At 65.7% G+C, this 13,397-nt stretch carries 12 protein-coding genes; 11 read left to right on the top strand and 1 reads right to left on the bottom strand.

The annotated features are described in order from the left end of the window. Positions 1-93 precede the first annotated feature (93 nt). From VGH54_RS01910 to VGH54_RS01895, 4 genes are all read left to right on the top strand, one after another. Positions 94-1,245 (top strand): acetyl-CoA acetyltransferase, encoded by a 1,152-nt coding sequence (locus tag VGH54_RS01910; protein ID WP_331510242.1) that lies wholly within the window; start codon positions 94-96, stop codon positions 1,243-1,245. Further along, entirely contained in the window at positions 1,245-2,750 is a 1,506-nt protein-coding gene (locus VGH54_RS01905; RefSeq protein ID WP_331510241.1) for a class I adenylate-forming enzyme family protein, read from the top strand. The genes VGH54_RS01910 and VGH54_RS01905 overlap by 1 nt, the downstream gene beginning before the upstream one ends. Before the next feature lie 29 nt (positions 2,751-2,779). Beyond that, positions 2,780-3,556, top strand: coding sequence for a hypothetical protein (locus VGH54_RS01900; protein WP_331510240.1), 777 nt, complete (start codon positions 2,780-2,782; stop codon positions 3,554-3,556). Between the two features lie 85 nt (positions 3,557-3,641). Continuing rightward, positions 3,642-6,095 carry a CaiB/BaiF CoA transferase family protein gene (locus VGH54_RS01895; RefSeq protein ID WP_331510239.1) on the top strand — a complete coding sequence of 818 codons (2,454 nt, stop codon included), beginning with the start codon at positions 3,642-3,644 and terminating at the stop codon, positions 6,093-6,095. A gap of 4 nt (positions 6,096-6,099) precedes the next feature. Here VGH54_RS01895 and VGH54_RS01890 read toward each other — a convergent pair whose 3' ends face one another. Beyond that, positions 6,100-6,780, bottom strand: coding sequence for a helix-turn-helix domain-containing protein (locus VGH54_RS01890; protein WP_331510238.1), 681 nt, complete (start codon positions 6,778-6,780; stop codon positions 6,100-6,102). A gap of 136 nt (positions 6,781-6,916) precedes the next feature. Here VGH54_RS01890 and VGH54_RS01885 point away from each other — a divergent pair, with 136 nt between their 5' ends. The 7 genes from VGH54_RS01885 to VGH54_RS01855 all read left to right on the top strand — a co-directional run bounded on the left by VGH54_RS01885 (position 6,917) and on the right by VGH54_RS01855 (position 13,346). Then, on the top strand, positions 6,917-8,053 hold the full coding sequence (locus VGH54_RS01885) for an amidohydrolase family protein (RefSeq protein WP_331510237.1): 1,137 nt from the start codon (positions 6,917-6,919) through the stop codon (positions 8,051-8,053). A 4-nt stretch (positions 8,054-8,057) separates the two neighbouring features. Further along, a complete protein-coding gene (locus VGH54_RS01880; RefSeq protein WP_331510236.1) occupies positions 8,058-9,257 on the top strand; it encodes a thiolase C-terminal domain-containing protein in 1,200 nt (399 codons plus the stop codon). Then, complete coding sequence (locus VGH54_RS01875) at positions 9,254-9,709, top strand: Zn-ribbon domain-containing OB-fold protein (protein ID WP_331510235.1); 456 nt, start codon at positions 9,254-9,256, stop codon at positions 9,707-9,709. Before VGH54_RS01880 ends, VGH54_RS01875 begins: the two co-directional genes overlap by 4 nt. Next, a complete protein-coding gene (locus VGH54_RS01870; protein WP_331510234.1) occupies positions 9,702-9,911 on the top strand; it encodes a hypothetical protein in 210 nt (69 codons plus the stop codon). Before VGH54_RS01875 ends, VGH54_RS01870 begins: the two co-directional genes overlap by 8 nt. Before the next feature lie 17 nt (positions 9,912-9,928). After that, positions 9,929-10,744 (top strand): mycofactocin-coupled SDR family oxidoreductase, encoded by an 816-nt coding sequence (locus VGH54_RS01865; RefSeq protein ID WP_331510233.1) that lies wholly within the window; start codon positions 9,929-9,931, stop codon positions 10,742-10,744. Between the two features lie 225 nt (positions 10,745-10,969). Continuing rightward, positions 10,970-12,127 carry a cytochrome P450 gene (locus VGH54_RS01860; RefSeq protein ID WP_331510232.1) on the top strand — a complete coding sequence of 386 codons (1,158 nt, stop codon included), beginning with the start codon at positions 10,970-10,972 and terminating at the stop codon, positions 12,125-12,127. A gap of 1 nt (position 12,128) precedes the next feature. Further along, positions 12,129-13,346 carry an acyl-CoA dehydrogenase family protein gene (locus VGH54_RS01855; protein WP_331510231.1) on the top strand — a complete coding sequence of 406 codons (1,218 nt, stop codon included), beginning with the start codon at positions 12,129-12,131 and terminating at the stop codon, positions 13,344-13,346. Positions 13,347-13,397: the final 51 nt, after the last annotated feature.

Below are 13,397 nucleotides of genomic sequence, written 5' to 3'. Positions count from 1 at the left end.
GCACCTGTATCTCAAGCGCGCACACGTGTTTCGGCACTTGTTCGGTGAGCCCACCGACGTGCTGGCGGAGCTGTTGGCCCAGGATCGCGCCCAGTGAGCGGCGCCGTCGCCATCGCGGGGGTCGCCCTGTCCGACGTCGGCCGGGTCGACGATAAAGGCCCCTACGAGCTGATCGCCCAGGCCAGCCGCCGCGCCCTGGCTGATGCCGGTCTGACGCCCGGTGATGTCGACGGGTTGGCCTCCACCGGTCAGGGCACCCTGCCCCCGGTCGATGTCGGCGAGTATCTGGGGCTGCGGCCGCGCTGGATCGACTCCACCGCGGTCGGGGGTGCGTCGTGGGAGGTGATGGCAGCCCATGCCGCCGACGCGATCGCAGCCGGACATGCCGACGTGGTGCTGTTGACCTACGGATCGACTGCACGCTCGGATCTTCGAAAAGGTTTGCGGGGGGCCAACATCAACTGGGGTGCTCGCGGACCTCTGCAGTGGGAGGCGCCGTACGGCCATACCCTGATCTCCAAGTACGCCATGGCTGCGCGGCGACACATGTTCACCTACGGCACCACGATCGAGCAGCTGGCCGAGGTGGCCGTGTCCGCACGGTTCAACGCGGCCGACAATCCCGAGGCCTACTACCGCGACCCGATCACCATCGACGACGTCCTCGACGGACCGATAATTGCCGACCCATTCACCAAGCTGCACTGCTGTATTCGCAGTGACGGTGGGGCGGCAGCCGTTCTCGTCAACGCGGGACGCGCGAAAGATCTGCGCAGTAAGCCGGTGTGGGTGCTCGGCTCGGGCGAGACCACCTCGCACATGCTGACTTCCCAGTGGGACGACCTCACCGTGGGCCCGGCCGCGGTCAGCGGGCCGCTGGCCTTCGCCCGCGCCGGCGTCTCGCCGTCTGACGTCGACGTCGCCGAAATCTACGACGCTTTCACCTACATGTTGTTGCTCACCCTTGAAGATCTCGGCTTCTGTGCCAAGGGGGAGGGCGGCGGATTCGTCGAGAAAGGCTCGTTGCGGCTGGGCGGCGAACTCCCCACCAACACCGACGGCGGCGGGCTGTCGGCGTGCCACCCTGGCCAACGGGGGTTGTTCCTGCTGGTGGAGGCTGCGCGTCAGCTACGCGGTGAATGCGGACCGCGGCAGGTGCCGGACGCCCGGATCGCGTGCGTCAGCGGCACCGGCGGCTGGTTCTGCTCCAGCGGCACAATGATTCTCGGCGCCGAGGAGCCGTAGTGAACCGCGCACCGCTGAGCGCCGCCGTGGCCGACACCCGAGCGATGTTGGAGGCGGCCGCCGCCGTCCACGGGGACGTCGAGGCCTACGTCGAGCCCGGAGCGCGAATGACGTTCGCGGAGTGGATCGGCCGGGCCCGTGGCGTGGCCGCCCAGTTCGCCGACCTCGGCGCCGGCAAGGGAGACGTCGTCGCGCTGTGGCTGCCATCGGGCATCGACTACGCGACGTGTTACGCAGCGGCGGCGATGATCGGCGTGATCACCACCGGGTTGAATCCGCGGCTTGGCCGCAGAGAGGTCGAATCGATCCTGCGGCAGGCGGATCCCGCGTTGGTCGTCGCCGACGGACGTCTTGGTGCGCTGCCCGACACCGGGCGCCGGCTGCTGTCGCGGGATGCGCTGTGCCGTGACACGTCGCGCTCGGCGCCACCCGCTGCGGAGCTGAACCGTCGGGACCTCGTTGCGTTGATCTTTACCAGCGGCACGACGGGGACGCCGAAGGGCGCAGCCTTCGATGCCGACCGACTGGCCGCGGGCGCGGCAGCATCAGGCGTGATGAGCGCGCCGTATGACCGGCGCCTCACATCGACGCCGTTTTCCCATGCCGGCTACATGTTCAAGCTCTGGGATCAGTTGGTGTGGGGCAGCACACTGGTGGTGCCACCGACACCGTGGTCGGCCCAGGGGATGTTCGACGTGCTACGCGACGAGCGGGTCACCGTGGCGGGCGCGGTGCCGACTCAATGGGCCAAGCTGCTCGATGTCGATGGAGTGAGCCCGCAAGCGTTGCCGCACTTGCGGATCGGGGTGGTCGCGACCGCGCCGGCACCGCCGGAACTGGTACGGCGGGTCGCCGAGGGCATCGGGGTCCCGCTGGTCGTGCGGTACGCGATGACCGAGTGTCCGACCATCTGCGGGACCGAACCGAACGACGCCCCCGAGGTTCAGTTCCGCACCGTGGGGCGGCCCGCCACGGGAATGGATGTACGGATCGGATCTGACGGCGGGCTCGAGGTGAGCGGCCCGTGTGTGATGCGTGGCTACTGGCGCAACCCGAAACTCACCGCTGAGGTGCTGCGCGACGGTTGGCTGCGTACCGGCGATGTCGGCGCCGTCGGCGCCGACGGCAATCTCACCCTCGTCGGGCGCAGCGGCGACATGTACATCCGGGGTGGCTACAACGTCCACCCCGGCGAGGTGGAGCGGGCGCTTGCCGGTCACGTCGCGGTGAAACATGCTGCCGTCGTGGGGCGCTCGGCCCCGGTGATCGGAGAGATCGGTGTCGCGTGTGTCGTGCCGGCGGACGCCGCCAGGCCACCGACGCTGGCCGAGTTGCGAACTCACGTGGCGGACGAACTGGCCGATTACAAAGCGCCCGATGAGCTGCTTATCGTCGATGAGTTGCCGCTGACACCCATGCTCAAGCCGGATCGACTCGCCCTGCGCGAGCTGATCACGCTGCGCGACAAAGACATTCAACGTCGACGACAGGCAGGCCCGACATGAACCTGAACTTCCTCGCAGACGGAATCCCGATGCCGACTGATTCCAGTCCACCTTTCGTCCCGTCGGTGGCGTTCACCGCTGGCAGCGCACTCATCGTGGTGGCGTTGCTGGTGTGGTGGTGGGTGTCAGGCGAACGCCGAAATGGACCGGTGCTACCCCTGCTATTCCTCGGCATCGCCTTCTCGGCAATAGCGGTCGAACCGATCTTCGACAACACGCTGCTGTATTGGTACCCGCCCGACAATCCGCTCGGCGTCTACGCCGCCTACGGTCGCACAGTGCCATGGTTCGCTCCGATCGGGTATTCGTGGTTCTTCGGGGGCAGCTCCTACATCCTCTGGCGCATGTTCGTGCGTGGCGTCAGTCGCAGGCAGATCTGGCGCTGGTTCACGATTCTGGTCGTCGTCGACGCACTCGCGACCGCGACGGCCGGATGGATGGGGATCAGCGGGTTCTACGGTGACCAGCCGTTCATGCCCGGCGGCATCAACGTGTGGTTCGCGTTCGCAGACGCGACGGCGGGCTTGGTCGGCGCCGTCATCTTGTACCTGCTGGTGCCGCGGCTCACTGGGTGGAACTGGCTGTGGCTGCTCGTGATTCCCACGATTTCCTACGGTGCGGTGCTCGGCGGAGTGACCTCGCCCGTGGTCCTCGGCCTGCATTCGGACTGGACCACGCTCGGCCGTTGGCTCGGCGGTGCCGCCAGCATCGCGTTGTGCTGTGTCGTCGCGCACGCTTGCGCATCCATCGCCGCTAAGGACTCGTCGTTCCGGGCTCTGGCGGTCGGATCAAGACTAATGCATTGACATTAATCTTGGCGGCTGCGATGCTGGCGTGGCGTGCGTCACACCACGTTCTGACGAGATCTGCCAGCACACCGTAGGAGCGAACATGCCGGATGTCGGTGCGGCGTCGGACGGTCCGCTGGCCGGCGTCGTGGTGGTCGACCTGTCGACGACGCTGCCCGGAGCACAAGCGACGCAGTTCCTCGCCGACTGCGGTGCCGAGGTGATCATGATCGAGCCGCCCGACGGGAGTCCGCTGCGCGAGCTCGCCGGCTGGCCCGCCCTGCTCCGCGGCAAGCGCAGCGTGACATTGGACCTGCACGACGACGCCGATCTGGAGCGATTGCGTCCATTGCTGCACCGCGCCGACGTCATGGTGAACACGATGCGGCCGACCACGGCCGAGCGCATCGGACTGACCCACGACACATTGTCGAACGCCTACCCGCGACTCGTCGTGGCGACGATCACGGGCTGGGGGTCGACCGGGCCGTTTCGCGACTACAAGGGCTGGGAGGCCCTGGTGATGGCGAAGACGGGAGTGATGCACGAAAAGCGCGGACTGACGATACGGCCGGGACCGGCCTACACCACGTTCTCCTATGCTTCGTGGGGAGCCGCCCACGCCGCTGTGCAGGGCGTGCTCGCCGCGCTCCTCGAGCGGGAGACCAGCGGGCGCGGCCAAACCGTCGAAACCAACTTGGTCACCGGCATGGGTTCGATGGATCCGTACAACTGGTTCTACGAGATGGTGCTGGAACGGTATCCGGGCGCCTTCGAACCCATGGACGCCGCCTACGACGATCGAGGCCGGCCCCAGGCCTACCTCATCTATGCACTCCTGGTGTGTCCGACGAAGGACGGTCGCTGGCTGCAATTCGCTCAGGTGTCGCCCAAGCTGATCGGCGCGTGGCTCACCGAACTGGACCTGCTGAAGGAGCTCGGCGACCCGAAGTGGCAGGGCTTTCCGATGCTGCCGACCCCGGAACTGCGTACCGAGTGGTGGGACATGATGATCGAGCGCGTGGGAGCCCGCACGCTCGCCGAATGGCAGCAGGCCATGACCGAGAACCTCGACCTGAGCGGCGAACTGTTCCGGAGTCCCGCCGACTCGCTGGATCACCCGCAGACCGCTCACGAAGGCCGTGCCGCGACCGTCATCGACCCCGATCTCGGACCGGTGCGTCAACCGTCGACCCTCATTCATGCCGATGGCAAACCACTGACCCAGCTTCGGCCGGCACCGCGAATCGGCGAGCACAATGGCTCGGTCACCTTCGACGCTGTGGGCGACGCCGCAGCGACGCCGCGCGAGCACCGCGACACCCCGCCGCTGGAGGGCGTGACGGTGCTGGAGTTCGGCAGCATGTTCGCCGGACCGTACGGCGCGACCCTGCTGGCAGACCTCGGCGCCCGGGTGATCAAGGTCGAGCCACTGGAGGGCGACAACATTCGCAACCTCGTCGCATTTCCCGAAGCCGGTGGAGCAAAGGTGTTGCAGGGCAAGGAAAGTGTCGCGATCGATTTCACCAAGCCCGAAGGCCTTGAGTTGGTGTACGAACTGGCCAAGCGGTCCGACGTTGTGCTGCAGTGCTTCCGGGGCAAGGCCGCCGAGCGCTCGAAGATCGACGAGGCTTCACTGCGGGCGGTCAACCCGGACTTGGCGTTCGTGACGACCTCGGGTTACGGGGTCGACGGACCGTTCGCGCACCGCGCGGCCTACGCGCCGTCGGTCGGTGCGGCATCCGGGCTGGCGCTGGTCGACAGCCACGACACGGGTGAGCCCGCCATCGACTTGGATGACCTGCACCGCCGGGCGGTCAAACTCCATGCGGGCGGGGCCGTTCCCGCCGTGCAATCCGACGGTATCGCGGCGCACGGCGTGGGTTCGGCGCTGCTCCTCGCGTTGTACGCCAAGCGCCGCGGCACGACCCTGGCGAACATGGTCACGACCATGCTCGGAACCGTTCAGCAGGCGATGATCACGTATAACGCGAGCTATGCGTCCCGTCCCGCCGAGACAGCCGCCGACGATCAGTTCTTCGGTATGAATGCTCTCTACCGGATGTACCGCGCGGCAGACGGTTACGTCTTTCTCGCTGCACCGCTGCCGCGCGAATGGCCGGCGCTGACCAAGGCGATGTCGCCCTACGTCGATTTGCACGCCGACGAGCGCTTTGCCGATGCCGAATCTCGCGCGCAGCACGACGACGAGCTAACCGCCGCACTGACAACCGTTTTCGCTAACAAGACCAAGCTGGAGTGGGAGCACGAATTGTCCGCCCAGGACGTCGGGTGCGTCGAGGTGGTGGAGGCCAACTCCGAGCTGGTGCTGCAGACCGATCCGTACTACGAGGCAGGCTATGCCGTGGACGCCTACAGCCCGATCTTCGAAGAGCACCGTCGGCTCGCACCGCTGTGCCGCTTCTCGCGATCGCGCACGCGTGCCGACGCGGGATGCACCATCGGGCAGCACACCGATGCGGTACTGCGCGAAATCGGACTGGACGAGGCCACGATCGTCGACCTGAGGGCCAAGGAGATCGTGGGCGGCAGCTGACGGATCAGTCGTCGTCGGCGATCAGCGCGCGAGTTTCGTACGACACCGGCGCCGTCAGCATTCCGACCCAGGTGTCTACGTAGTTGTGCAGCTGCGCTTCGCTGAGGCCATGCCCGGCGCGGGCGGCGGCGGCCAGCACGTTGACCAGGCTGATGTAGAGCTGAAACGTCCGGCCGCGCCGGATCCGCTCGGGCAGATCCTGTAGCGCGGCGTCGACCAGTTCCTCCAGCTTCTCCTGCGTCCAATCGTCGTCGACGTGATGCGGCCAGTACGCGCTGCGGGCCCGCGGATCCTCGGCAAGCCGGGCCAGGAAGGGCGCGAACATTTCGCCCGCGGCGATGCTGTTGGCCAGCGGCCGCACCAGCAGCCACACCACCGCGCGGGGATCGGCCTCCTTGCCTTCCTCGCGCATGCTCGCGAGCATCTCCTGGCGATCGGTCCCGAGCGACGCTTGGCGATAAGCGATCAGTGCGCGAATCAGACCGTCGCGCGAGCCGAAGTGATAGCGGATCACTGAGGTGTTGGACTGTCCGGCGGCCTGCTGTATCTCCCGCAGCGTCACCGCCTCGATGCCGCGCGTGGCGAAGAGCCGCTCGGCGACTTCCATCAACATCACCCGCGTCGACTCACCCGACGCGTTGCGCCTGCGCTCGCCCGCGGCCGACTCGGTTCCCAGCTCCGGCATGGACCTCCTCCACTCCGCCTCAGTCTTCCCGGCGTCCCACCTCATGCCAAATAGTAATGGCTAGTTATTAGAAATACTGGACTTGCACGAGAGCAGCTGGCATCATTCGAAGCAGCGACGCACCCATGGAGGGCCGATGAGCATGATCTGGACGAATTCGGGTGACTCGCATTTCCTGGAGCCCGACGACCTGTGGCAGTCCCGCTTACCCAAGACGCTTGCCGACCTGACGCCGCGCGCCCAGAAGGACCCCGACGGTGAATACGAGACGGTCTCGGTCGACGGACAGATCTTCCGGCGCAAGCTGCCGTCCTCGGCGATGGAGGCCTTCATCGAGGAGAGCATGAAGCCACAAGGCATCCGCGACGCGAAGGCACGGCTGGGTGACTTGGACAAAGAGGGCGTTTGGGGCGAGGTGATCTTCCCGTCGCTGGGCATGTGGGGCTCGACGTTTCGCACTCCTGAACTACTCAAGGCCTGCATGCGCGCCAGCAACGAGTGGGCGCTCGAGGAGATCTGCGCGGTGTCAGCGCGCTATGTGGTAACTGCCCAGGTGTCGACACTGATCGTCGACGACGCCGTCGAGGAATTACATTGGGCCGCAGACAACGGCTTCAAGGCGGTGTTCCTGCCGACGACACCGCACCCCAGTGCCCCAGACTGGCATCGCAAGGAGTGGGAACCGTTCTGGGCGGCGGCCGAGGAAGCCGGCATGGTGATCGCGTTCCACATCGGCACCGACCCGGTCGACATGACCGTCGGCGGCGCCAGTGGCGGGGCGGGGATGGTGTACCGCGGGCCGGGTGGCGCGGTGATGAATTACGCCGAGACCACGTTCTCCGGACAGCGGGCGGCGATGAAGATGGTCGCCTCCGGCGCGTTGGACCGCCACCCCGACCTTCGGGTGCTGATCTCCGAAGGCGGCGCGACCTGGGTGCCGTTCCTCGGTGACCGGATGGTCGAGGGCTACCGTCAACACCATATGGCGGTGCGGCCCAAGCTGACTCGTAGTCCCAAGGAGATCCTCTACACCCAGGTGTATGCGTCTTTCCAGCACGATGAGACGGCGGTCGCCGCCTACGAGCACATGGGCTACAAGAACGTGATGTTCGGCAGCGACTACCCGCACATGGAAGGTACCTTCGGCCATACCCAGGACACCCTGAAGGGGCTGTTCGACGGTGTGAGCGACGAGACCCGGCTGCGCATCACCCAGGGCACGTTCTACGAACTGTTCCCGGATGTGCCGCCCATCCCGGCCGAAAAGTTCTGAGCGCATGACTACTTCGTCCGGGGTGCGCGACGTCGCGATCGTGGGCGTCGGGGCCACACCCTATTACAAACGCGGTGGGTCATTGCCGAAGTCGATCACCGAGTTGGCCGGCGAGGCCATCCTGGCGGCGTGCGAGGATGCCGGCCTTCCCGTGACCGACGTCGATGGCTTCGCTTACTACTCGGGCGCCAGCGCGGGCTACACCGAGAAGATGGACACCGCCGACTTCGTGGAAACGCTTGGGATTCCGGAAGTTCGCTTTACCGCCGCACTGACCTCGGGCGGCGGCGGCTCGGCGGGCGCAATCGGGCTGGCACGGGCCGCCATCGTTGCCGGCGATGCCTCGGTGGTCGTGACGGTGATGGCGCTTCAACAATCCAAACAGCGCCTCGGATCGGTGTTTTCGGCGATCGAACCCGATCCGATCAACTCGTTCCTGCAGCCGTCCGGGCTGTTCGGACCCGGCCAGTTGATGTCGGTGATGGCTCGTCGACACATGCACCTGTACGGCACCCGCCGCGAGGCATTCGCCGAGATAGCGCTCTCCACGCGGGCTAACGCGGCGAATCGACCGAAGGCGATGCACCCCGAGCCACTCACCTTGGACGACTACTTCAACGCTCGGATGATCGCAGAACCCTTGTGCCTCTACGACTTCTGTCAGGAGACCGACGGTGCGGTGGCCGTGATCACTACCAGCATCAATCGGGCCAACGATCTGAAGCAGCCACCGGTGCCGGTCGTCGCCGCGGCCCACGGGGGCGTTCGCGACTGGGGCAGGGCTTTTGCCTGGATGGGGATGCCCGACGAATACTTCGCCTCCTCGGGGAACGCGCCCATTGCCAAGAGGCTCTACGAACAGGCCGGCATCAGCGCAGACGACATCGACGTCGCGCTGCTCTATGACCATTTCAGCCCGATGGTGCTCATGCAGCTCGAGGACTACGGCTTCTGCGGCAAGGGGGAGGGCGGCGCGTTCGTCGAAAGCGGAGCGATCCGGTATAACGGCGGCTCGATTCCGGTCAACACGCACGGCGGTCAGCTCTCCGAGGCGTACATCATCGGCATGACCCACATCATGGAAGGAGTCGAGCAGATGCGCGGCACCGCCATCAATCAGGTCTCCGACGCCGAACTCGCCCTGGTCACCGGCGGCCCGGCGAGCTTGCCAGTGAGTGGCTTGATCCTGGGGCGCGCCGCATGAGTGCATCGACCGCAGCGCTGGCCACCACGATCCCCGGCGAGGACGTGCGGATCGCGATGAACAAAGACACCGAGCCGTTCTGGCGGGCCGCGAAGGAACGACGGCTGGTGGCCCCGCAATGCGGCCACTGTCAGACCTTCCGGCTACCCCCCACACCGTTCTGCCCCAATTGTCAAAGCAAGAAGGTGAATTGGGTCGACCTCGCCGGCGACGCCGTCATTTATAGCTTCGCCGTCGTGCACGGTTTCCCAGGTATGCCGGATCTGGTGTTGGTGCCCGCGGTACTCGACCTGCCCGACGCGCCCGGTGCGCGGCTGGTCTCCAACGTCGTCGACGTTGCGCCCGCCGACGTCACGATAGGAATGCCTGTCCACGTTGACTTCTCACCGATTGCCGACGGCTGGCTGTTGCCGGTCTTCCGGGTCGACGACGAGGAGCAACGCCGTGTCTAATGACAGCGCCCTGCACGAGAAACCCTTGGAATTCCTCACCAGCATCGCCGACGCCGGTGGATCGTGTGACGGCCAGGCGATCCTGCCCGTCAACGGTCACTTCCGTTGTACGTGCTCGTGCGGCGACTGGGATGTCGAAGTCGACGACCCTCAGGAAGGGTTGCGGCAAGCAAGGATTCACACCGGCAGCATTGCCGACTAAAAATAGGAGTCGAAACCGTGGGAAAACTCGATGGCAAAGTCGCCTTCATCACCGGAGCTGCGCGAGGCCAGGGCCGCGCGCATGCGGTCCGGCTCGCGGCGGACGGTGCGGACATCATCGCACTCGACATCTGCCGCGACATCGACTCCATCGACTATCCCAATGCCAGTCGTGAGGATCTCGACGAGACGGTCAAGCTCGTCGAGAAGGAAGGCAGACGCATCGTCGCCCGTCAGGCCGATGTGCGGGACGCCGACGGCGTCGAGCAGGTGGTGGCCGACGGGCTCGCCGAGTTCGGGCGCCTCGACATCGTGATCGCCAACGCGGGCGTCATTCGACTGGGTGCTGGCGGCGACCGACGGCAGACCTTTCGCGACATCATCGACGTCAATCTCATCGGCGTGTGGAACACGGTGGAGGCCGCGATCCCCTCCCTGATCGACGGCGGAAACGGCGGATCGATCGTGCTGACGTCGTCGAGTGCTGGACTCAAGGGCACCGGCACCGATCGGGCTGGTGGACAGGCCTACACCGCGGCCAAACGTGGCCTCGTCGGCCTGATGCAGGTGTGGGCGAACGAGTTCGCGCAGTACTCGATCCGCGTCAACACCATTCATCCGACCGGTGTCGCCACCGGAATGGTGATGAACGAAACCATGGGCAAGCTGCTGGCGGCCAACGACACCGCGGTCGCGGCGATGCAGAACGCGTTGCCCATCCAGATCCTGATGCCCGAAGACATCGCAAACGCCGTGGCGTTCCTGGTGTCCGACGAGGCGAAGTTCATCACCGGCGTCGCCTGGCCGCTTGACGCCGGCTTCGCCGTCCGTTGACAGTCCCGACGGCTGTCGAAGACTATTGCGTTCGTCTCTCAACATAGTTAACCTAGTTCGATGAGTCTGCTGTGAACCGTCGTCGCAGTTCGCGCTAGTTTGACAGCGGACCGTCGTAGTATGCGAGCCGCGAGTGCTTGGAGTTCGCGCCCGTTCGGAGCCGTACGGAAGGACGTCATGATCCAGAATCAGCCCACGGCAACATGTCCCGTGAAGCACATCGACATGAATACCCCGGACTCGCCGGCGCTGACGCACTTCCACCTACTCGACGAGTGTCAGGACGAGGCCCGGCCGGTCTTCCGTAACACCGAGGCCGACATGGATTACTGGGTCTTCACCGACAACTCGGTGATCCTGGACGGACTCCAGCACCCGGAGCTCTGGTCCAGCAGCGTCATCGTGCCGACGGATCCGGAGCCGCCGTACCAGTGGATCCCGATCATGATCGACCCGCCGGACCATGCCAAGTGGCGTCAGGTGCTGGCTGAGTACTTCTCGCCAGGCCGGGTCAAGGGTCTGCGCGACGCGCAGCAGAAGCTGGCCGCGGAACTGATCGAGGAAGTCGCAGCCGAGGGTGGGTGCGACTTCGTGGCGCGGATCTCGCGGGTGTTCCCGTCGACGGTCTTCCTGACGATCATGGGCATGCCCGTGGAGGATCTCGAGAAGTTTCTGGCCTGGGAAGACATGATTCTGCACCAGAGCGGAGCAGGTGAGGAAGTCAACGCGGCCCGGCTCGAAGGCATGACGCATGTGATGGGCTACTTCTCCGGGCTGATTCAGCAGCGGCGCGAGAACCGTGACCCGGATGCCGACGACATCGTCAGTAAGGCCATCGACTGGACTATCGACGACGAACCGATCAACGACATGGAGCTGCTGAACTGCCTCCTGCTGTTGTTCATGGCCGGGCTCGACACGGTCTCCAACCAGCTGTCGTACGCGATGCTGCATTTGGCCACCCATCCGGCCGACCGCGCCCGGATCGTCGCCAAACCCGAGCTCATTCCGAAGGCGGTGGAGGAATTGCTTCGGGTCTATCCGATCGTGCAGACCGCGCGAAAGGCAACCCAGGACATGGACTTTCACGGATGCCCGGTCAAGGCGGGCGACATGGCGTCGTTCTCGCTTGCGTTCGCCGGCCGGGACGAATCGGCCTATAACGATGCCCGCACGGTCGACTTCGACCGCGGCATCACACGTCACTTGTCCTTCGGCGGCGGCCCGCACCGGTGCCTCGGTTCGCACCTCGCCCGGCAAGAGCTGGCGGTGGTCCTGGAGGAGTGGCACAAGCGCATTCCGGATTACGAGGTCTCCGGGCAGCCTATTGAGCACGGCGGTCAAGTGTTTGGTGTCGACTCGTTGAACCTGACCTGGCGCTGACATGAGCGTGCCTCGCACGCAGGACCGCATGTGGCACGACGTCGGGCTTCCCGCCGAGACCGTTGGACTGCGCGGAGAAGTCCGGCTCGCCGTCGAGAAGGTGGTCGCACCCCATGCCGCCGAGATCGGCCAGCGCGAGGAGACAGCGGAGAGCTTTCCGTGGCAGGCCTTTCGCGGTCTCGCCGATGAGGGGATCTTCGCGATCCCGTTCGGTGCCGAGTTCGGACGCGGGTTGCAGTATCCGTTGCTCGGCACCTGCACAGCGACTGAGGAGATCGCCTACCACAGCAGCAGCATGGCCGGCGTCTACGACGGGCAGTGCATCTTGGTGCCCAAGGCGTTGTCGTTCGCGTCGGACGAGTTGCAGGCGCGGCTCATTCCTGGTCTGGTCAGCGGCGACCTTGTGTTCGCTTTCGCGACCACCGAACCCGACGCCAGCAGTGACCTGTCCGTCGATGCGATGCAGACCGTGGCCGACGAGACCGCTGACGGCTTCGTGGTGACCGGCCGAAAGCGCTGGATCACCAATAGCCCAGTCGCCGACTGGGTTACGGTGCTATGTCGCAGCGGGCGTGGTATGACGATGCTCGCCGTCGACTTGAAACGCAGCCCCGGCGTCAGAATCGGCGCGCCCGACCTGAAGATGGGGCACCGCGGCCAGCTCACCGCGGACATCGTCTTCGATGAGGTCTCAGTCCCCCGCGCGAATGCGCTCGGAGAGCCGGGAAGCGGGCTGTCCGTCGCGCTGGCGACGCTAACGTACGGTCGGATCGGCATTGCGGCGGCGGGGGTCGGCGTTGCGCAGGCGGCCCTCGATCTCGCGGTTGAGCGGATGCGCACCCGCCATGTGTTCGGTAAACCCCTTGGCGCGATGCAGCATTGGCAGTACCGGCTCGCCGAACGCGCGACCGAGCTTGAGTGCGCGCGAAACCTGTATCAGAAGGCGGCGCTGCGTGTCGATAGCGGTGAGCGTCACGCCGAACCTGAGGCGTCGATGGCCAAGTCCTTCGCCACCCGGTTGGCCGCCGACCTGGCCCGTGACGCGATCCAGGTCTACGGCGGGTATGGGTTCGCCCGCAAGGTGTCGGAAACGGGCGAGACGTTCAGGCTCGAAGAGCTGTACCGGGATGCGAAAATTCTCGAGATATTCGAGGGCGCAAACGAAGTGCTTCAGTGGGTGATAGCCCGCCAGCTCATCGGGCGAGACGTGACAGGGTAGGGGGTGATGTCCACCACCGTCGGATTCCTCGGCGCCGGACAACTCGGGGAG

This window comes from Mycobacterium sp. (assembly GCF_036488105.1).
In the GTDB taxonomy this organism is placed as follows: Bacteria; Actinomycetota; Actinomycetes; order Mycobacteriales; family Mycobacteriaceae; genus Mycobacterium.
Note: the sequence above shows the minus strand (reverse complement) of the source record. Positions and strands in the feature narration are given on the sequence as shown.

Bases quoted from the DNA above. Each gene is read 5' to 3' on its own strand.
- VGH54_RS01875 (WP_331510235.1), top strand. From the start codon at position 9,254: ATGAGTGCATCGACCGCAGCGCTGGCCACCACGATCCCCGGCGAGGAC.
- VGH54_RS01895 (WP_331510239.1), top strand. From the start codon at position 3,642: ATGCCGGATGTCGGTGCGGCGTCGGACGGTCCGCTGGCCGGCGTCGTG.
- VGH54_RS01885 (WP_331510237.1), top strand. From the start codon at position 6,917: ATGAGCATGATCTGGACGAATTCGGGTGACTCGCATTTCCTGGAGCCC.
- VGH54_RS01880 (WP_331510236.1), top strand. From the start codon at position 8,058: ATGACTACTTCGTCCGGGGTGCGCGACGTCGCGATCGTGGGCGTCGGG.
- VGH54_RS01855 (WP_331510231.1), top strand. From the start codon at position 12,129: ATGAGCGTGCCTCGCACGCAGGACCGCATGTGGCACGACGTCGGGCTT.
- VGH54_RS01860 (WP_331510232.1), top strand. From the start codon at position 10,970: ATGAATACCCCGGACTCGCCGGCGCTGACGCACTTCCACCTACTCGAC.
- VGH54_RS01890 (WP_331510238.1), bottom strand. From the start codon at position 6,780: ATGCCGGAGCTGGGAACCGAGTCGGCCGCGGGCGAGCGCAGGCGCAAC.
- VGH54_RS01900 (WP_331510240.1), top strand. From the start codon at position 2,780: ATGCCGACTGATTCCAGTCCACCTTTCGTCCCGTCGGTGGCGTTCACC.